The organism is Sphingopyxis sp. GW821-FHT10B01, from assembly GCF_059415685.1.
In genome coordinates this window covers 308,717-327,800 of the sequence record NZ_JBWKNS010000006.1, presented here as the reverse complement: position 1 = coordinate 327,800, position 19,084 = coordinate 308,717, and the positions used below count along the sequence as shown (strand labels likewise).

Annotated in this window: 23 protein-coding genes; 10 read left to right on the top strand and 13 right to left on the bottom strand. The window is 63.9% G+C overall.

Features of this window, described 5'->3' with window-relative positions; genetic code table 11:
• Positions 1–8: 8 nt before the first annotated feature.
• Entirely contained in the window at positions 9–1,943 is a 1,935-nt protein-coding gene (gene uvrC, locus AC07NV_RS19035; RefSeq protein ID WP_495167958.1) for an excinuclease ABC subunit UvrC, read from the bottom strand.
• A gap of 71 nt (positions 1,944–2,014) precedes the next feature.
• Between uvrC and AC07NV_RS19030 the strand changes: the two genes are divergently transcribed.
• On the top strand, positions 2,015–2,734 hold the full coding sequence (locus AC07NV_RS19030; RefSeq protein ID WP_495167957.1) for an SDR family oxidoreductase: 720 nt from the start codon (positions 2,015–2,017) through the stop codon (positions 2,732–2,734).
• A gap of 33 nt (positions 2,735–2,767) precedes the next feature.
• Here AC07NV_RS19030 and map read toward each other — a convergent pair whose 3' ends face one another.
• The 10 genes from map to AC07NV_RS18980 all read right to left on the bottom strand — a co-directional run bounded on the left by map (position 2,768) and on the right by AC07NV_RS18980 (position 10,438).
• Entirely contained in the window at positions 2,768–3,547 is a 780-nt protein-coding gene (map, locus tag AC07NV_RS19025) for a type I methionyl aminopeptidase (RefSeq protein ID WP_495167956.1), read from the bottom strand.
• Position 3,548: 1 nt separating this feature from the next.
• Positions 3,549–3,755, bottom strand: coding sequence for a ParD-like family protein (locus AC07NV_RS19020; protein WP_495167955.1), 207 nt, complete (start codon positions 3,753–3,755; stop codon positions 3,549–3,551).
• A 137-nt stretch (positions 3,756–3,892) separates the two neighbouring features.
• Positions 3,893–4,438 (bottom strand): F0F1 ATP synthase subunit B family protein, encoded by a 546-nt coding sequence (locus AC07NV_RS19015; protein ID WP_495167954.1) that lies wholly within the window; start codon positions 4,436–4,438, stop codon positions 3,893–3,895.
• Positions 4,431–4,928: a F0F1 ATP synthase subunit B family protein gene (locus AC07NV_RS19010; protein ID WP_495167953.1), complete on the bottom strand. Its 498-nt coding sequence runs from the start codon at positions 4,926–4,928 to the stop codon at positions 4,431–4,433. Before AC07NV_RS19010 ends, AC07NV_RS19015 begins: the two co-directional genes overlap by 8 nt.
• A gap of 71 nt (positions 4,929–4,999) precedes the next feature.
• Positions 5,000–5,230 (bottom strand): F0F1 ATP synthase subunit C, encoded by a 231-nt coding sequence (locus tag AC07NV_RS19005; protein ID WP_037515205.1) that lies wholly within the window; start codon positions 5,228–5,230, stop codon positions 5,000–5,002.
• 43 nt (positions 5,231–5,273) lie between these two features.
• Positions 5,274–6,026 (bottom strand): F0F1 ATP synthase subunit A, encoded by a 753-nt coding sequence (locus AC07NV_RS19000; RefSeq protein WP_495167986.1) that lies wholly within the window; start codon positions 6,024–6,026, stop codon positions 5,274–5,276.
• Positions 6,027–6,087: 61 nt separating this feature from the next.
• Complete coding sequence (locus AC07NV_RS18995) at positions 6,088–6,417, bottom strand: AtpZ/AtpI family protein (RefSeq protein WP_495167985.1); 330 nt, start codon at positions 6,415–6,417, stop codon at positions 6,088–6,090.
• A gap of 231 nt (positions 6,418–6,648) precedes the next feature.
• Positions 6,649–7,050 (bottom strand): YdbL family probable chaperone protein, encoded by a 402-nt coding sequence (locus tag AC07NV_RS18990; RefSeq protein WP_495167952.1) that lies wholly within the window; start codon positions 7,048–7,050, stop codon positions 6,649–6,651.
• A gap of 14 nt (positions 7,051–7,064) precedes the next feature.
• Positions 7,065–7,292: a YnbE family lipoprotein gene (locus tag AC07NV_RS18985; protein ID WP_495167951.1), complete on the bottom strand. Its 228-nt coding sequence runs from the start codon at positions 7,290–7,292 to the stop codon at positions 7,065–7,067.
• The gene (locus AC07NV_RS18980) at positions 7,289–10,438 is read right to left on the bottom strand and encodes an intermembrane phospholipid transport YdbH family protein (protein WP_495167950.1); all 3,150 of its coding nucleotides are present in this window, start codon (positions 10,436–10,438) and stop codon (positions 7,289–7,291) included. The genes AC07NV_RS18985 and AC07NV_RS18980 overlap by 4 nt, the downstream gene beginning before the upstream one ends.
• A 223-nt stretch (positions 10,439–10,661) precedes the next feature.
• Between AC07NV_RS18980 and radC the strand changes: the two genes are divergently transcribed.
• Together radC and rnk are read left to right on the top strand one after the other, a co-directional pair.
• Positions 10,662–11,339, top strand: coding sequence for a RadC family protein (radC, locus tag AC07NV_RS18975; protein WP_495167949.1), 678 nt, complete (start codon positions 10,662–10,664; stop codon positions 11,337–11,339).
• A 227-nt stretch (positions 11,340–11,566) separates the two neighbouring features.
• Entirely contained in the window at positions 11,567–11,965 is a 399-nt protein-coding gene (gene rnk, locus AC07NV_RS18970) for a nucleoside diphosphate kinase regulator (protein ID WP_495167948.1), read from the top strand.
• A 96-nt stretch (positions 11,966–12,061) separates the two neighbouring features.
• On the opposite strand, the gene AC07NV_RS18965 is transcribed toward rnk, so the two are convergent.
• Positions 12,062–12,490 carry an EF-hand domain-containing protein gene (locus AC07NV_RS18965; protein WP_495167947.1) on the bottom strand — a complete coding sequence of 143 codons (429 nt, stop codon included), beginning with the start codon at positions 12,488–12,490 and terminating at the stop codon, positions 12,062–12,064.
• Between the two features lie 30 nt (positions 12,491–12,520).
• Positions 12,521–12,805 carry a hypothetical protein gene (locus AC07NV_RS18960; RefSeq protein ID WP_495167946.1) on the bottom strand — a complete coding sequence of 95 codons (285 nt, stop codon included), beginning with the start codon at positions 12,803–12,805 and terminating at the stop codon, positions 12,521–12,523.
• A 199-nt stretch (positions 12,806–13,004) separates the two neighbouring features.
• Here AC07NV_RS18960 and purB point away from each other — a divergent pair, with 199 nt between their 5' ends.
• From purB to accD, 7 genes are all read left to right on the top strand, one after another.
• Entirely contained in the window at positions 13,005–14,321 is a 1,317-nt protein-coding gene (purB, locus tag AC07NV_RS18955; RefSeq protein ID WP_495167945.1) for an adenylosuccinate lyase, read from the top strand.
• Between the two features lie 74 nt (positions 14,322–14,395).
• On the top strand, positions 14,396–14,734 hold the full coding sequence (locus tag AC07NV_RS18950) for a lipopolysaccharide assembly protein LapA domain-containing protein (protein ID WP_495167984.1): 339 nt from the start codon (positions 14,396–14,398) through the stop codon (positions 14,732–14,734).
• Positions 14,731–15,405, top strand: a complete 675-nt coding sequence (gene pyrF / locus AC07NV_RS18945) for an orotidine-5'-phosphate decarboxylase (RefSeq protein ID WP_495167944.1) — start codon at positions 14,731–14,733, stop codon at positions 15,403–15,405. The genes AC07NV_RS18950 and pyrF overlap by 4 nt, the downstream gene beginning before the upstream one ends.
• 102 nt (positions 15,406–15,507) lie before the next feature.
• Complete coding sequence (locus AC07NV_RS18940; RefSeq protein WP_495167943.1) at positions 15,508–16,140, top strand: phosphoribosylanthranilate isomerase; 633 nt, start codon at positions 15,508–15,510, stop codon at positions 16,138–16,140.
• Positions 16,137–17,348, top strand: a complete 1,212-nt coding sequence (gene trpB / locus AC07NV_RS18935; RefSeq protein ID WP_495167942.1) for a tryptophan synthase subunit beta — start codon at positions 16,137–16,139, stop codon at positions 17,346–17,348. The genes AC07NV_RS18940 and trpB overlap by 4 nt, the downstream gene beginning before the upstream one ends.
• Entirely contained in the window at positions 17,345–18,136 is a 792-nt protein-coding gene (gene trpA / locus AC07NV_RS18930) for a tryptophan synthase subunit alpha (RefSeq protein WP_495167941.1), read from the top strand. The genes trpB and trpA overlap by 4 nt, the downstream gene beginning before the upstream one ends.
• A complete protein-coding gene (accD, locus tag AC07NV_RS18925; protein ID WP_495167940.1) occupies positions 18,133–18,984 on the top strand; it encodes an acetyl-CoA carboxylase, carboxyltransferase subunit beta in 852 nt (283 codons plus the stop codon). The genes trpA and accD overlap by 4 nt, the downstream gene beginning before the upstream one ends.
• Positions 18,985–19,084 lie beyond the last annotated feature (100 nt).

The window sequence follows — 19,084 nt, the reverse complement described above, 5'->3', positions numbered from 1 at the left end:
TCGTCCCCTCACCGTCCCGAATGATAGAAATCATGCACCGCCTGCGCGACCGCAGCGCTGACCCCCGGCGCCTTCTGCAAATCCTCGAGGCTGGCGCCGCGCACCGCGCGCGCGGTGCCGAAATGCATCAGCAGCGCCTTCTTGCGCGACGGACCGATACCCGGCACCTCGTCGAGCGGCGACGACCCCATCGCTTTGGCGCGCTTCGCCCGGTGCGCACCGATCGCGAAGCGGTGCGCCTCGTCGCGCAGCCGCTGGATATAGAAGAGCACGGCGTTGTTCGGCGGCAGCGTGAATTCGCGCCCGTCGGGGTGATAGAAGGTCTCGCGCCCGGCGTTGCGGTCGGGGCCTTTCGCCACGCCCACATAGGTCAGGTCGTCGATGCCCAGTTCGGCGAGCACGGCGCCCGCCGCCGACACCTGCCCCTTGCCGCCGTCGATCAGCACCAGATCGGGCCATTCACCCTTGCTGCGTTCGGGATCTTCGTCGATCGCGCGCGCAAAGCGGCGCTGGAAGACCTCGCGCATCATCGCGAAATCGTCGCCCGGCATCGTCTCGGCGCGCTTGATGTTGAACTTGCGATACGCGCCCTTGATCCAGCCCTCGGGCCCCGCGACGACCATCGCGCCCAGCGCGTTCGTGCCCTGGATATGGCTGTTGTCGTAAATCTCGATCCGCTGCGGCGGATTGTCGAGATCGAACAGCTCGGCCAGTTCGCGCCCCAGCTTCGCCTGGCTGCTGCTCTCGGCCAGCCGCCGGTCGAGCTCCTCGCCCGCATTGCGCACTGCCTGTTCGAGCAGGCGGCGGCGGTTGCCGCGCTGCGGGACGCTAATCTCGATCTTTCGCTCGCCCAGTTCGCCCAGCGCCTCGGCGAGCAGCGCACATTCCTCGGGCTCGCGATCGACGAGGATCAGCTTCGGCGGCGGCACGCCTTCGTAAAACTGCATCAGGAAGCTCGCCATCACCTCGGCTTCGGGAACCCCCGACACATGCGCCGGAAAGAAGCTGCGGTGCCCCCAATTCTGCCCGCCGCGGATGAAGAAACCCGCGATGCACAATTGCCCGCCCTTCGCCGCGAGCGCGAACACGTCGGCGTCTCCCAGCCCGTCGGCATGGACCGACTGGCTGCCCTGGATGAAGGTCAGCGACTTCAGCCGGTCGCGCAGCACCGCCGCCTGCTCGAAATCCATCGCGTCGGCGGCGTGCGTCATTGCGGTGCCGAGCCGCTTCTGGACCGCGGTCGAGCGGCCTTCGAGAAAATCCTGCGCATCGCCAACCAACTGCGCGTAATCCTCCTTCGAAATGCGATCGACGCACGGCGCACTGCACCGCTTGATCTGGTAAAGCAGGCACGGGCGCGACCGATTGGCGAAAAAACTGTCGGTGCAACTGCGCAGCAGGAAGGTCTTTTGCAGCGCATTGAGCGTCTGCGCGACCGACCCCGCGCTCGCGAACGGCCCATAATAGCGCCCCTTGGCGCGCCGTGCGCCACGATGTTTCTGCACGCGTGGAAAATCATGGTCGGTGCGCAGCAGGATGAAGGGAAAGCTTTTGTCGTCGCGCAGCAGGACATTATACGGCGGGCGATAGCGTTTGATCAGCTGCGCTTCGAGCAACAGCGCCTCGGCCTCGCTCGTCGTGGTGACGATCTCCATCGCGCGCGTCTGCGACACCATGCGCTGGAGCCGCTGCGGCAGGCGCGCGACCTGCGTATAGTTCGTCACGCGGTTCTTGAGTGCGCGCGCCTTGCCGACATACAGCACGTCGCCGCGCGCATCGAGCATGCGATAAACCCCGGGACGCGTCGGCAATTTGCGCACGACGCTGCGGATCGCCTCGGCGCCGCGCTCGAGGTCGGGCTGGTCGCCCTCCCCGTCGCTGCCACGCATCACATAGGTGGCTTTGTCTTCGTTGAATCGGTCGGGAGCATTCGGGCGAGCCATGAATTTGCATGTAGGCGATGGCGATGCGACCCGCCATAGTGTGCGAGGTAAAAGGTCATGGGAGGGGTCGCATGGATTTACGGGGTAAGCTCGCACTGGTCACCGGCGGCAGCGACGGGATCGGGCGCGAGATCGCGCTGCAACTGCAGGGCGCGGGTGCTGACGTCGTCGTTACCGGGAGATCATTGGAGAAATTACAGACAATGTCCGCCCTCGGCTTCACCACGATTGCCGGTGATCTATCGACCTCTGCCGGCGTCGATGCGGTGGTACATGGCGTCTCGGGCAAGCCGCTCGCCTTGCTCGTCAACAATGCCGGAGTGGGCAGCGAATATGAACTCGACGATGCTGCGACGCTGGAAAATGCTGCGCTCTGCATCCGCACCAACCTCGACGCACCGATCGCACTCTGCACCCGGTTGCTGCCGACGCTCCGCGCGCAGCCCGAAGCGGCGATCGTCAACGTGACTTCGGGTCTGGCGATCGCGCCGCGGGCCGGCGGGTCGATCTATTGCGCAACCAAGGCGGGGCTGCGCAGCTATACGCAGGCGATCCGGCACTTGCTCAAGGACAGCAATGTCCGCGTGATCGAGGCGCTGCCGCCCGTTGTCGAAACGAACATGACGGCAGGGCGCGGGGGCCGCAAGATGAGCGCCCACGCCTGCGCCGCAGAGATCGTTCGCGGCATCCGCACGAACAAGAGCGAAGTCAACGCCGGCATGGTCAAGCTGTTGCAGCTCGTCCACAGCATTTCGCCCGCACTTGCACGGCGAATCATGATCCGCTTCTGACCACCCCTCTTGCGCGAAGAACGCGCAGGACGGTCAGGACCGGCGATCCAGCATCGGCATCTCATCGGGGCGCAGCGTCAGCACTTCGACGCCGGTTTTCGTGACCGCGACGGTATGCTCGAATTGCGCGGAGAGCTTCCTGTCATCAGTTACGACCGTCCACCCGTCATTCTCGGTCGAAACCTTGCGGGTGCCTTGATTGACCATCGGCTCGACGGTGAAGACCATTCCTTCGCGCAATTGCATGCCCCTGCCCGGACGGCCAAAATTGAGCACCTGCGGCTCTTCGTGCATTTCGCGGCCGATGCCGTGTCCGCAATAGTCGCGCACGACCGAATAGCCATTCTGCTTGGCATGGCGTTCGATCGCAAAGCCGATGTCCCCCAGATGTGCTCCGGGCCGCACCTGGCTAATGCCTTTCCACATCGCTTCCTGCGCCACCCGGACAAGACGCCGCGCAGCCGGAGGCGTATTGCCCACCAGATAGGTTTTGCTCGAATCCGCAATGAACCCGTTCTTTTCCAGCGTGATATCGAGGTTGATGATGTCGCCGTCGCGGATAATCTCGTCCGCGTTGGGCACGCCGTGGCAGACGACATGGTTGATCGAGCAGTTCAGCACATATTTGAAACCATATTGCCCCTTGCTGGCGGGACGTGCGGCCAGGTCTTCGGTAATGAAGCGGTCGACCAGATCATTGACCGCCATGGTCGACATTCCGGCGAGCTCCTGCCCGTCCAGCATCTCGAACACCGACGCCAGCAGTTTGCCCGATATGCGCATCAGCGCGAGTTCGTCGGGGGTTTTCACCATATCAGGCGACCGCAAAGTCGGAGAGACGCACCTGAGCGGCGGCCAGCTGCGCCTTGACGATGTCGTTGAAGGACAGGGTCGGATTGGCTTCGGCAAGCATCCCGATCTTCATCCAGAACTCGGCCTGCGCGTTAATCGACCGGCACATCACCGTACTGGCGTTGCGCGCTTCCTCGTGCAGATCGTCGTCGATTTTTACGATACCCATGGACGTCTCTCCAAGCCAAATAACATACGAACCATATATATTTCATATGCTCGACAGTCAATCCAACGCGCGGCCCGCACAGCAAAACGCCCGCGAAAACCGCGGGCGTTCTGTTGTTAGCAATGTCGAGAGGCGGTTCAGCCCTTGGCGACGCCCGCGATCGCCTGATCGACCAGCGCCTTGTCGGCCTTGGCGTCATGCTTTTCGGCAATCAACGCGGCAGCGGCAGCGGTCGCAGCCTTTGCAGCGGCCGAACGGACTTCGGTGAGTGCCGTCGCTTCAGCCGCTGCGATCCGGTCTTCGGCCATCTGCTTGCGGCGACCGATCAGCGCGGTGGCGTCGACCTTCGCCTTGGCGACCAACGCCTCGGCTTCGGCTTCGGCGCGAGCGCGCATGTCGTCGGCTTCCTTCGCCGCATCGGCGAGCTTCGCTTCATATTCGGCCTTCAGCGATTCGGCATCGAGCCGCAGCGCTTCGGCTTCCTGGAGCTGCTTCGAAATCTCGGCAATCTTCTTGTCGAGCATGCCCGCAACGAGCGCCGGCACCTTCTTCCACAGCAGGATGCCGATGAAGATCGCCATCGCAATCGAGACCCAGACGGTCGCATCGATGATACCGAACGATGCCGGCTCGACATGCACTTCACCCGCCGCTTCGGACAGGATGGTCAGAACATTAGCCATGGAGCACCGCCTTCACCGCTGCCTTGGCATCCGCCGCAGCAATTTTCACGCCCGACAGCTTGGCGACGAGGTCGCCCGCTGCTTCGGCCGCGACCGATTCAATTTCAGCCATCGCCGACGAGCGCGCCGTGGCGATATCGGCTTCGGCCGCCGACAGCTTGTCCGACAGTTCGGCGTCGACCTTGGCAAGACGCTTTTCGGCGTCTTTCGCGGCCTTGTCCTTGGCGTCGGTTACCGCCTTCTGCGCAGCGGCGCGGCTTGCGTCGCTCTGCTGGCGATAGCTTTCTTCGAGGTTGTCGGCTGCGGCGTGCGCGGCTTTCGCCGCTGCCAGATCGTCGGCAACCTTGCGGTCGCGCGCGTCCACTGTCGCCTCGATCTTCGGCAGCATGCCGCGGCCGATGACGAAAAAGACGAAGCCGAAGGTCAGCAGCACCCAGAAAATCTGCGATGCGGCGTACCAGCTTTCAGCGAATTGGCTGATTTGAGGCATGGATTTACTCGACCGACAAAAGAAAAGCAGTCGCGGGGCCGGCCCTTAGGGAGCCAACCCCGCAGACGAAATCAGGCTGCCTTGAGGTACAGCAGGATTGCGATCAGGAACGACAGCAGGCCGAGAAGTTCGGCAGCCGCGAAGCCGATGAACAGGCGACCCTGCTGGCCGTCGGCAGCAGCCGGGTTGCGCAGCGCGCTTTCGAGGAAGCTACCGAACACGTTGCCCACACCGATGGCGGCCATACCGGCACCGATAGCGGCCAGACCGGCGCCGATGAGCGAAGCAGCTTGAACGTCCATTTTATAACTCCTTGGGAAAAACGTTGATTAACTAGTTGAAATATCAATGCAGGTTGATCGCGTCGTTCAGATAGAGCGACGTGAGCAATGCGAACACATAGGCCTGGATCCCGGCGACCAGCAGTTCGAGGCCGCTGATACCGACCATCAGCGCCATGCTGGGGATACCGACGCCAAGCCCGATTGCGGGACCGGCGGCGATGCCGTCGATGATGAACGAGGCAAACACCTTCATCAGCACGTGGCCGGCGGTCATGGCGACGAACAGTCGCAGCGCGAGGCTGAACGGGCGGACGAGGAACGACACCAGCTCGATCACGGGGATCAGCCACAATAGCCACCAGGGCGTGCCGTGCGGAACAAAAAGCGAGAAGAAATGCAGGCCGTGGCGCCAGAAACCGACGACCAGCACGATCGAGAAGCTCAGGATCGCGAGGAAACCGGTGATCGCGAAGTGGCTCGTCACGGTGAAAGGATGCACGCCGAACAGGCCGAGCGGCATCAGCCCGATCACGTTCAGCATCAGGATGAACATGAAGAGCGAGAAGACATAAGGGGTGTATTTGCGGCCTTCGGGGCCGATGTTCGCGTTCATCATGCCCGAAATAAAGCCGGTGAAGCCTTCGACGGCGACCTGCCAGCGACCGGGAACGAGCTGACGCTTCATCCCGCCGATCATGAAGACCCACAGAAGCAGGCCGGCGATGACCATCCACATCGCACTGGTCGTAAAGGCAACCTCATGATTGCCGACATGAAACATGTCGAACATCTTCTGCACCTCGAACTGGTGCATCGGGTCCACTTTGCCTTGATCCGCCACGCGATACCTCGCCTAAATCCCAGTAAATCCAGCTTCAATCCGGCTTTGACGGCCGAATATTCGCTATCCGAAATATGCTTCTGAAGGCGACGACTATTCCAAGGAACAGTACCACCAACAGGCCCCAGGGTGCGGTGCCGGCAAAATGATCGATCGTCCAACCGACCAAGGCGCCGCCACCGATACCGCCCAGCAGTTCGGCCAGAACACGATTACCGAGCTTGTAATTCGCATCGGTCTCCGGTCCGGCATTCACTGCGGTCCGTTTTGCTTCTGCGGCTTCGGCCTGGCCCAATCGCTCTTCGAGCGAGACCAGACGCGAATCCTCCGAAGCTGGTTCCGGATCGCTGCCATTCCCCGTCATTTCCGCCATCCTCCTGAAACAGAGCCGATATCCATCGATTCCGCCTGCGAAAAAAGGCCCGAAAACTCGGGGGACCCCTAAGGCGCGGTCCGTTTAGGAACGACGCCCGATTAAGTCAATGCTTGTACGCAGGTGCACAAAATTGACGCCGCACTGACGCACAAAAATGCCGCCGCGTTTAGGGGCGCGGCGGCATGTGACGCCCGCAGGCGTCCTTGTCGGAAAGATCGGTCAGGGACAGCGAGCGTCACGCTCGGGCGGGCCGCCGTCACGCGTTTTCCAGGCGCCGCTCGGCGTTTGATATTTCTCGCCCGTCTTGGTGTTCGCGATCAGGTTGCAGCCGCTGGTAAAGGCGAACTGCTCGACCGTGCTGCCGGTCGACTGCGCGCTCGCGGTATAGGCCGCCTTGCGCTTGATATTGAGGTCCTGGACGAGCGCGCGGATCGCCGGCGTGGGCGTCGTCGCGAATCCCAGATAGCCATCGGGCTGTTCGCCGATCTGACCGTCAGCGCGCGCCGCAGCATAAGCAGGGTCGCGCTGCGCCATCGCCGACGGCACGGCAAAAGCCACCGCAGCCGTCACCGCGATCGCAGCAAGGGCCAGTCCGGTCGGTTTCCACTTGTTCTTCAACATCACATTCTTCCCCATCAGAATATCTCGCTATTCTGCTCGATGAGCTTCTTGGCATCGCCATCCAGCCTGTACACCACTTCCTGACGGATGTTGATATTCAGGTTGATCTCGATCGGCTTGTCGGGGGTGTCGATCTGTACGCAGCCCGCAAGGGCCCCCATCAGGGTTGGCGCACCGATCATCACCGCAACATATCGACCGTATATGGCCAGCCTCCTTGCTCCAGTCTTGGTCGTCTTCATCGCATGGGCTCGCTTTCTGGAGGCTGAACGGGTGGTAGTGCGCCTTTTGCGGCGGCTTCGGCTTTTTCCTGCGCGCGCATCAGTGCGGGCAGATTCTGTTCGATGAGCAGCGAAGGATCGTAGAATCCCTTCGCCGACGTCAACAGCTGGCGGAACGGTGCCCGGATCTTCACATTGAAGATCAGCGGCAGCTTGGCGACCTGATTGGTCAGGAAATTGCGCGTCGAGCCCTCGCCCTGCCCTACGCCGCCAAAACGGATATCGGTCACCATCTCGCCGTCGAGGTCCCCGTTCAAAATGATCGTCAGATCATCATATTTGAGGCTGCGCAGCGCGCCAAAGGCAAAATTGGCGATCACACCCAGATTGCGGTTCGACAATTCGCCGACATAGGCCAGCGTCCCGCCGCCGCCGCGCGAATCGATGCGCCCATCGACAATCCGTCCGCCCAATCCGTCGAACTCGACCGGCAGCGTGCCGTCGAACACGCCCGTCGCATTGATATTGTCGAAGCCAAAGCTTTGCAGGAACACCGCCGCGTCGACTCCGACAATGTCGAAAGACAGCCGCCGCGCCGACGTCGCTCCGAAATCGAGCGTTGTCGGGTGGAGCAACAACTTGCCCCCGCCGAATGGCCAGCTGCCGCCTTCCACGCGGACGCGATTGTCGCCGAGCAACTGATACTCGATCTCGCCATCGAGCACCGGGATTCCGGGGTTGACCTCCTTGACCTTCGCAATCTGTTCGCGCGCAGATTTGAGGCCGATCAGGTCGTCGAAGCTGATTGTCGTTGTCAGCCCCGTCACCGGACCGAACGCCGCGGCCAGGCTGGTGTCGGCAGTCGCGAATGTACCGCGGCTCGTCACGCCGTCGGCGGTCCATTCGATGCGGCCGTCGCCCACCACCGATCCGCGCACATTGGCGACAACGCCAAGCGCGAGGCTGGTGAGCTGATCGGGCTGAAATCTCTCGTCGAATCGCAACTCTTTCACCGCAAGGCCCGCCGACCCGATGCTGTCGGCAAGCCGGTGACGAATCACCGCGTCGAGGATTTTCGTCCCCGTCTTCTGCTCGCTGAACCCCGCCTTTGCGTCGATCACACCGCCCGCGAAGCGCAGTGTCGCATCCTTGCTGACCAGCGGAAAAAAGCGCGGATCGGGCGCGGCGTCGGTCAGCGACAGGCCGCCGTCCAGCGTCAACGCGTCATCGGCCCAGCGCCACTGTCCGGCGATCTCGCTCATGTTCAGTGGCACGGCGCCGATCTTGCCGTTCGCGCCGCGCAAATCACCCGCCATGCCCTGCGGCGTTGCGCGGCCGCTCAGACTTTCGGCGCTGAAACGGGTGACACTCTCGCCCTCCCCCAGCCGGATATCGGCGAGCGCGAGCGACCAGCGCATCGCGGAAAGGTCGATATTCGCCGGCCCGCTTTTCAGACTGAACGGCGAACTGCCGCTCGTCCCGCGCAGCGCGATGCCGGGGATGCGGATGATTCCGCGCAGCCCGTCAGGCCCGGCGCTCAGCAGCGGCGCGCCCGGACGGCTGCACAGATCGATCGCGCTTCTCCCCAGGCGGAACCCGCTCACGTCGATGCGGTCCGCGCCGACGCGGCTGCATCCGCCGTTCAGGGCAAGCGCGCCCGTCGGCGCGAGCACGCCGGCCAGCGGCACAGTGAGCCGCTCGACGCGCCCACCCGCGAGCGGCCCCGACAACGCCGCCGTCGTCGCAAAGCGCAGCAGCCCGCCGGCGCCGCCGGAAAAGCTCACCGGCGTCAGCGCGAGGCGCGCGCCCTCGGCTTCATAAGGCGCGAGGTTGGCGAGCCCTGTCACCCTTCCGTCGGCGCGGCGGTCGAGACTCAACGTTCCCGTCGGCAAATCTCCGCCCCCGAAGCTCCAGCGACCCGACGCCAGCACCGCGGGCTCCGGCGCGCCATAGAGATAGCCGATACGGCTGTCCTCGCTGCCCGCGAAGCGGGCGCCGCTTGCGCTCGTCAGTTGCGGGGCGATCAGGTCGACGCGCGCCGCGGGGCCTTCGCCGGTCAGTGCGAAACCGGCACTGCCGCTGGCATCGGCGAGGGCGCGGCTCAGTGCCGCGACCGCCTTCGCTGCCAGCGGGCCAACGGGCGTTCCGGAAAGACTCCGGGAACTCTCGACAAGCGAGCGGCGCATCGCGTCGCTGCCGCTGGCCCGCGCAAAGCCGATGCGCCCCTCAAGCTGGGGTGCGGCGCTCCCGACAAAGCCCTTGGCGTCGAGGCTCACCGTTTCCGCCGCGAAATCGCCGCCGCGCAGGCGCGCCATGTCGGCGTCGACTTCCACTTTCGTTCGCAGCGCGGTTCCGTCGAATTGCGCGAGCACGCCCAGCCGGTCGGCCTTAACCGGTCCTGCAACCAGCGCAGCAATGCTCGCGTCGGCCTTGCCCTTCCAGCTTTGCATATCTTCGGAGAGCGAGAGGTCGAGCGCGATTTGCGGCGACTCCGCGGTCACGCGGCTGTCGGCACAGCGCAGGCTGCGGCCGCGCAAGGGGCCCACCAGCTGCGGACGGACATTGCGGACGAGCAAGCTGCCATAAAAGCTGAAATCGCTACCGCTGCATCCCCCCGCCGCGACGCTGGGCGCGACGAGAGCGAGCTTGCCCGTAAAATCGTGCCGCAAATTTCCGCCGCCATTCAGCGCGGCGCCGATGGCGCCCCATGGTGTTTCAACGCGGGCCCGCGCGTCGCTCAGTACGACCGACAGGTCGGGCAAGGCAAAGGGGTCGGTGCTGGTCGGGTCGCGAAATTTGTCGAGCGAACCGAATGACAGGCGGTCATCGACGAAGCGGCCATAGAGCCGGACACCTTCGGCGCGAATGCCCGAAACATAAGGGCCCGACCACCCATAGCCGAGAAGCACCTCGACGCGTTGCGCGGTCAGATCGGGACGCGCCGGATCGCCGATCACGACATTCGACAGACGCTCGCTGCGGAAGCCGATGGCATCGATCTGGTAGGTCGCAGGAACCCCGCGGCTGTCGAGCTGATCGCTGATGAACTGGTCCGCGATCGGCTCGCGCACCAGCCACACCCCCGCGACGAGGATGATCACCGCGCCCGCGGTCAGCCAGCGCTTCTTGAACAGCAGCTTGCGATATCGCCACTTCGGCCGTGGCATCTCGCCCGCCTCAGCCACGGAAAGGCCAGGCGACAAATAACAATGCGCAGCAACGGAAAGCGGACAATGGCGTCATGGCGTAAAAGTTTGCCCTTCGGACTGAACCCCGTTCGGGGAAGCAACGCCGGAAATTCCGTTTCGCTGCAGGAAATTGGTCCAGATCGCCATCATCCTTTTCCTATGACCGTTGAGTGCGCCTCACAAGGCGGTTATTGCCGCATCCATGGGGGAAACACCGGATCATCTCGGTCACCGCTCGCGGCTGCGTGCTCGCCTGCTCGACGATGCCGAGGGTCTGGCCGACTACGAGCTTGTCGAATATCTGCTCACCCTCGCCATCCCGCGCCGCGACACCAAGCCGCTGGCCAAGGCGCTGCTGCGCGAATTCGGTTCGCTCGATCAGCTCATCAGCGCCGATCCCGAATCGTTACGCCGCGTCGACGGACTGGGCGATACCGGCATCGCCGCGCTGAAAATCGTTCAGGCGGCGGGCCTGCGATTGCTCAAGGGCGAATTTCGCGACAAGCCGATCCTCTCCAGCTGGGATGCCCTGCTCGACTGGCTGCGTGCCGACATGGGGCCAATCGACATCGAACGCGTCCGCATCCTCTATCTCAATTCGCGCAACATGCTGATCCGCGACGAACTTGCGAGCGAAGGGTCGATCGACCAGTCGGCCATCTATGTTCGCGAAGTGATCAAACGCGCGCTCGAGCTTGGCGCAACGGCGATCATCCTTGTCCACAATCATCCGAGCGGAAGCCCCGAGCCGAGCCGGCAGGATATCGCAATCACCCGCGATATCGCCGATGCTGCGGGGAAGCTCGGGATCGCGCTACACGATCATATCGTCATCGGCGCGAATGATTATCGCAGCTTCCGGGCGATGGGCCTTCTGTGACTGTCTTTTTCTGTGATGTCCGGCATTTGACTTCCTCGGCCCCCTGCGACATCATTCCGGCCATGCAGATTCGGCGCAGCCTTCTTCGCTTCCGTCATGACGGGGGACAGCTTCTCGCGGGCATTTAGCCCCGGGTTCCGGCGCGATTGCCCCGAACCCGGGGCAAATCTCTTCCCAACACTGCCGCGTGCGACCGATCGTCGTGCGCCAGCCGGAAAGCCCGTGCCATGACCAGAAAAAATGCCGCAAGGCCAAAAATCCGTATGATCGACAGCGAGGCCGACACGCTGACCGAGCTCACCCTGCAGAAGCAGCGTGATTCCGTAAATCTTTATGAGGAGTTGCTCGACGAAATCGATCGCGCGACCATCTGCAGCCGCGCCAAGATCCCGCCCGACGTGGTGACGATGGGGTCGGACGTCACCTTCCTCGACGCGAAAAGCGGCGCCGAGCGCACGGTGCGCCTCGTCTATCCGGGCGATGCCGACATATCCGCGGGGCGGATATCGATCCTGACCCCCATCGGTGCCGGCCTGATCGGCCTGAGCGTCGGCCAGTCGATCAACTGGCCCGATCGCGGCGGGGCGGAGCATAAGCTGACGATCATCACGGTGCAGCAGCCTTGATTCCGGAACTTACGGCCCCGACCGACCGCCTTTTCCACACAGCGATGCAGCCGCCGGATCGCTCCGACGGCTGCACCACCCCACGCGAACTGCCGTTTAGGCGCCGCGCGACAGGAAACCGGTCAATTCGGTCTTGTTGACCGCACCCGATTTGTCACCATCCGCCGAGGCGAATGCCTGGCCGATCCAGGTCTTGACCTCCGCCGATTCGACATCGGCGCTCGGGTCAGTCGCAGCACGCAGCTTTTTCATCCACGCGCCGAACTCGGCGGCATTCAGATCGCCATTCTTGTCACCGTCATAGGTCGGAAATTCCTGTTCGACGATCTGCGCGATCTGCGTCGGCGTTGCCGCTCCGCCCGAAGGTGCGGGCTGGCTGGTTGCCGAGGGGGTTGACGCATCGGGCGTCGGAGCTGGCTCGGCGGCCGCCGGCGCAGCGGCAGGGTCCGAAGCCGGGGCGGTCGTTTGCGCCAGGGCGGGGAAACTCACCGCAGCGGCGCCGATCAAAAGCATCTGTTTCAACATCGTCTTTCTCCTGTGTCGTGGGTTTGGGTGTTATTCCGGTTTCGATTCGGGTGCCGGAGCGGGCTGATCAGCCGGAGGGGTCGGCTCAGCCGCGGGGGGCGTGTCGCTCGGGGTAGCGTCCTCGGTGGGTGCCGTTTCATCCGTCGGCTTCGCATCGTCCGTCGGGGCATTATCCGGCGCGGGGGCCGTGGTATCGGTCGGCGCCGGCTGCGACTGCGTCGTCGGGGCGGGATCGTCGCCAGCCGGAGCGGTCGTCTGAGCCAGAGCGGGGAAGCTGATTGCCGCCGCGCCGATCAAAAGCACTTGTTTCAACACAATTATTCTCCTCTAGCGGCGACGTTTGATGGTTGTTGCGACCCGTCGCCTTTTTGATGGGGCATAAGGGCAACCCACCGCATTTGCGCAAAGTTGCACCCCATCCGATTTGGCGAAACGCCTTGTCCCTGCTACGGGGCGGCCCGTCGCGGTTCCGCAGGGATTCCGCGACAAGGCGCCCAAAAAGGAAGGAAATTCAATGGTTCCGCGTTACGCACGGCCGGAAATGACCGCAATCTGGTCGGCCGAGAATCGCTTTCGCATCTGGTTCGAGATCGAAGCGCACGCGACCGATGCCCTTGCCGAACTGGGCACCGTGCCGAAATCCGCTGCCAAAGCGCTGTGGGATTGGTGGGCGACGAACCCGGTGATCGACGTCGCCGCGATCGACGCGATCGAGGCCGTCACCAAGCATGACGTCATCGCCTTCCTGACGTGGGTTTCCGAGAATGTCGGCGACGAAGCGCGCTTCATGCATCAGGGCATGACCAGCTCCGACGTGCTCGACACCTGCCTTGCGGTACAGCTCGCACAAGCAGCCGATATCCTGATCGCCGATCTCGACGCGCTGCTCGCCGCGATCAAGCGCCGCGCCTATGAACACAAGCTCACTCCGACGATCGGCCGCAGCCACGGCATCCACGCCGAACCGGTGACCTTCGGATTGAAGCTGGCCCAGGCCTATGCCGAATTCGATCGCTGCAAGGCACGCATCGTCGCCGCGCGCGCCGAAGTTGCCACCTGCGCCATCTCGGGCGCGGTCGGCACCTTCGCCAACATCGACCCGCGCGTCGAAGCGCATGTTGCGGCCAAACTCGGCCTCGCGGTCGAGCCGGTATCGACACAGGTCATCCCGCGCGATCGTCACGCGATGTTCTTCGCGACGCTCGGCGTCGTCGCCGGATCGATCGAACGCCTTGCAACTGAAGTGCGTCATCTTCAGCGCACCGAAGTGCTCGAGGCCGAAGAATATTTCTCGCCCGGGCAAAAGGGTTCGTCGGCGATGCCGCACAAACGCAACCCGATCCTGACCGAAAATCTCACCGGTCTTGCCCGCATGGTGCGCAGCGCGGTGGTCCCGGCGCTCGAAAATGTCGCACTGTGGCATGAGCGCGATATCAGCCATTCGTCGGTCGAACGCTTCATCGGGCCCGACGCGACGATCACGCTCGACTTCGCGCTCGGACGCCTGACCGGTGTGATCGACAAGCTGCTTGTCTATCCCGCACGCATGCAAAAGAATCTCGATCGCATGGGTGGCCTCGTCCACTCGCAGCGCGTGCTGCTTGCCTTGACGCAGGCGGGCGCGAGCCGCGAGGAAAGCTATGTGCTCGTCCAGCGCAACGCGATGAAGGTGTGGGAAAGCGACGGCGAGCTATCTCTGCTCGAACTGCTCAAGGGGGACGCCGAAGTTACGGCACGCCTGTCAGACGACGAGCTGACCGCGCTGTTCGACCTTGGCTATCATATGAAGCATGTCGACACGATCTTCGAGCGCGTGTTCGGGGCTGGATAGCCCCGGACTGGAATCACCCGGCAATCTGTCATAGGGTGGGTGCCAGACCGACAGAGGAGCAAGACGAAGTGGGAATGCTGCGAACGATCATCTGGGTCTTGCTGACCGCCATCCTCGTCATTTTCGCGATGGCGAACTGGATACCGGTGACCGTCACGATCTGGCCCGGACAGGTGCTCGACACCAAATTGCCCGTCCTGATCCTCACGGCCTTCCTGATCGGCAGCGTCCCCATGTGGATCGCGCTGCGCACGACCCGCTGGTCGATGAAGCGACGCCTCGATGCCAGCGAGCGACAGGCGGCGGACTTGCGCGCGCTCGCCAATCGCCCCGTCGAAGTCACGCCCGCGGCGGCGCCAGTCAACGATGTTCCGCCCGCCCCGACCGACCTTTTCACAACGGACAAGCCATGACGTCGCCGCTTTATCTTGCCATCGACACCACGCATCTCGACGCCGCACTGACGCTCGCACAGAAGGTGCGGCGCCATGTCGGCGGGTTGAAGCTCGGCCTCGAATTCTTCTGCGCTAACGGGCATCATGGCGTGCATGAAATGGCGAAGATCGGCCTGCCGATCTTCCTCGACCTCAAGCTCCACGATATTCCGAACACCGTTGCAAAAGCGATCCAGGCCCTACGCACGCTCGAGCCCGCGGTCCTGACCGTCCATGCCGCAGGCGGCCGCGCAATGCTCGAAGAAGCAAAGGCGGCTGCGGGACTGAATACAAAGGTTGTTGCAGTCACCGTACTCACCAGCCTCGACGCCCCCGATCTCGAAGACATCGGCGTCGGCGGCACCCCGCACGATCAGGTGGTTCGCCTTGCAGCACTTGCACGCGAATCCGGGCTCGACGGTATTGTCTGCTCGGGCCAGGAAGTGAAGGCGGCGCGCAAAGCCTGGCCAGGCGGCTTTTTTGTCGTCCCCGGCGTACGTCCCGCGAACGGCACGGCCGGCGACCAGAAACGCGTCGTTACGCCGGCGCAGGCGATGGCCGACGGGGCCTCGATCCTCGTCGTCGGCCGCCCGATCAGCCAATCGGCCGACCCCGATCTGGCTGCGCGCGAGATCGAAGCGACGCTTTAAACACCATATCCGCCATCCCGGCGCAGGTCAGGATCTCGACGTGGCAACATATCGCTCCGTGGAGATCCCGGCCTTCGCCGGGATGACGACAGGAAAGACATCATGCTCCCACTCGTCAAAATCTGTGGCCTCAAGACGATCGAAGAGGTCGAGGCCGCCATCCGGTACGGCGCGACGCATATCGGTCTCAATCACTATGAGCCGAGCCCGCGCTACGTCGATCTCAAGACCGCCGCCGAACTGCGCAAGCGCGCGGGCGCAGCCAATGTCAAGGTTGCGTTGCTGTTGGTCAACGCACCGCAGCAACTCACCGGCGACGCCCTCGCGGCGGTACGCCCCGACATCATCCAGTTCCACGGCACAGAAACCCCTGAGTGGCTTGGCGTGGTGAAGCGGCTGACCCCGGCGGAAGTCTGGAAAGCCGTCGGCCTGAAGGACGCTGAAACGCTCGCCCGGATGCAGAAATATCACGGCGTGGCCGACCGCATCCTGTTCGACGCGCCCGCTGCTGCGATGCCCGGCGGGACCGGCACGCGCTTCGACTGGTCGCTGCTCAAAAACCATCGCCACAATATTGACTGGGGCATCGCGGGCGGCCTAACCCCCGAAAATGTCGCCGAAGCGATCGCCGCGACCGGGGCACCGCTGGTCGACGTGTCCTCGGGCGTCGAGAGCGCGCCGGGCGTCAAGGATGTGGACAAGATCGCCGCTTTCCTTAAAGCCGCCGGTCGATGACCGATTTACCCAACAGCCTTCGCACCGGCCCGGACGAGCGCGGCCACTTCGGCCAGTTCGGCGGGCGTTATGTCGCCGAAACGCTGATGCCGCTGATCCTCGACCTTGAACACCATTATCGCGCGGCGCAGGCCGACCCGGCGTTCAAGGCCGAATTCGACTATCTGCTCAAACATTATGTCGGCCGCCCCAGCCCGCTCTGGTTCGCCGAACGTCTGACCGACCATCTTGGCGGCGCGAAAATCTATCTGAAGCGCGAAGACCTCAACCACACCGGCGCGCACAAGATCAACAATTGCATCGGCCAGATCCTGCTCGCGAAACGCATGGGCAAGACGAAGATTATCGCCGAAACCGGCGCGGGCCAGCACGGCGTCGCGACCGCAACCGTCGCCGCACTTTTCGGCCTGCCCTGCACCATCTTCATGGGCGCGGTCGACGTCGCGCGGCAGCAGCCCAATGTGTTCCGCATGAAGCTGCTCGGCGCCGAAGTCGTCGCGGTCGAATCGGGCGCAAAGACGCTCAAGGACGCGATGAACGAGGCGCTCCGCCACTGGGTCGCGAACGTCCACGACACCTTCTACATCATCGGCACCGTCGCCGGCCCGCACCCTTATCCCGAACTCGTCCGCGATTTCCAGTCGGTGATCGGCGACGAAGCGCGCAAACAGATACTCGAAGCCGAAGGCCGCCTCCCCGACATGCTGATCGCCCCCGTCGGCGGCGGATCGAATGCCATCGGGCTGTTTCATCCCTTCCTCGACGACGCCGATGTCGAGATCGTGGGCGTCGAAGCCGCCGGCGAAGGCCTCGACGGCAAGCACGCCGCCAGCCTTGCAGGGGGGCGCCCCGGCATCCTCCACGGCAACAAGACCTATCTACTGCAGGACGAGGACGGCCAGATCACCGAGGCGCACAGCATCTCGGCGGGACTCGATTATCCGGGCATCGGCCCCGAGCATAGCTGGCTCCACGAAATCGGCCGCGTCCGCTACGAACCCGTCACCGACGCCGAAGCGCTCGCCAGCTTTCAGAAGCTCACCAAGCTCGAAGGCATCATCCCGGCGCTCGAAAGCGCGCACGCGATCGCCGCCGCCGAACGCATCGCGCCGACGCTGGGCAAGGACAAGATCATCATCGTCAACTGCTCGGGCCGAGGCGACAAGGATATCTTCACCGTCGCGGACGCGCTGGGGGTGGAGTTGTGAGCCGTTTCGCCGCCGCCTTTGCAAAGCCCCACCCCAAGCTCGTTGCCTTCATCACCGCCGGCGACGGCGACACCGCCGCGAATCTCGACGCGCTCGTCGCGGGGGGCGCCGATGTGATCGAACTCGGCATGCCTTTCACCGATCCGATGGCCGATGGTCCCGCGATCCAGGCCGCGAACCTGCGCAGCCTCGCCAAGGGTACGACGACTGCCGACATCTTCGCAATGGCGACGGCCTTCCGCGGCCGCCATCCCGAAACCCCGCTCGTCCTGATGGGCTACGCCAACCCGATGACAATCCGCGGCGGCGACTGGTTCGCCGCCGAATGCGCGAAAGCGGGCGTCGACGGCATCATCTGCGTCGATATTCCCGCCGAGGAAGATCCCGAACTCGGCCCCTCGCTTCGCACAGCGGGCGTCGACCTGATCCGTCTCGCTACCCCCACGACCGACGCCGCGCGCCTCCCCGCCGTGCTCAGCGGCGCGGGCGGCTTCCTCTATTATGTCTCGGTCGCCGGCATCACGGGCCAGCAACAGGCCGCGCAGGCCAGCATCGACGAAGCTGTCGCGCGCCTCAAGACCGCGACCGACCTCCCCGTCGCGGTCGGCTTCGGCGTCCGCACCCCCGCACAGGCCACAGAGATCGCCAAGGTTGCCGATGGCGTCGTCGTTGGCTCGGCCTTCATCGACATCATCGCCGAGCATGGCGCCGCCGCCGCGCCGCATGTCGAGGCCTTCACCCGCACCCTCGCCGATGCTATTCACGGCGCAAAGGAGATCGCCGCATGAGCTGGCTCGACCGCGTTCGCAACGCCCTGCCCTTCACCGCCAAGCGCGATACCGCCGACAATCTCTGGCACAAATGCCGCCAGTGCCAGCAGATGGTGTTCGTCAAGGAATGGGAAGACAATCTGAACGTCTGCCCGCGCTGCGACCATCATGACCGCATCGGCGCGACCGAGCGTTTTGCCCAGCTGTTCGACGGCGGCCTGCATGAATTGATCAGCGCGCCCGCCGCGCCCGAGGATCCGCTGAAGTTCCGCGACACCAAGAAATATGTCGACCGCATCAAGGCGGCGCGCACCGCGACTGGCGACCGCGACGCCTATCAGAATGCGGCGGGCAAGATCGACGGCCAGACGGTCGTCATCGGGGTCCAGGATTTCGCCTTCATGGGCGGCTCGATGGGTGTCGCGGTCGGCGAAGCGTTCGTCGCGGGAGTCGAGGACGCAATCCGCCGTCGCTGCCCCTATATCGCCATCACCGCTGCGGGCGGCGCGCGGATGCAGGAAGGCACGCTGTCGCTGATGCAGATGCCGCGCGCCACGGTGGCGCTCGCGCGCCTCCGCCGCGCCGGCCTGCCCTATATCGTGCTGCTCACCGACCCGACCACGGGCGGCGTTACCGCCAGCTATGCGATGCTCGGCGATATCCAGATCAGCGAACCCAAGGCGCTGATCGGCTTCGCGGGCCAGCGCGTGATCGAGAATACGATCCGCGAAAAACTGCCCGAAGGCTTCCAGCGCGCCGAATATCTGCTCGATCACGGGATGATCGACATGGTCGTGCACCGTAAGGATCTGCCCGAAACATTGGGCCGCCTGATCGACTATCTGGCACCAGAAAAGGCGGCGTAGCAAATCCCCCTCCCTGCAAGGGAGGGGTTAGGGGTGGGTCTCGACAGGCGGGGCTCGACGCCCCGACTGGCGATATTTTGCTCCGAACCGTTGCCGCGCG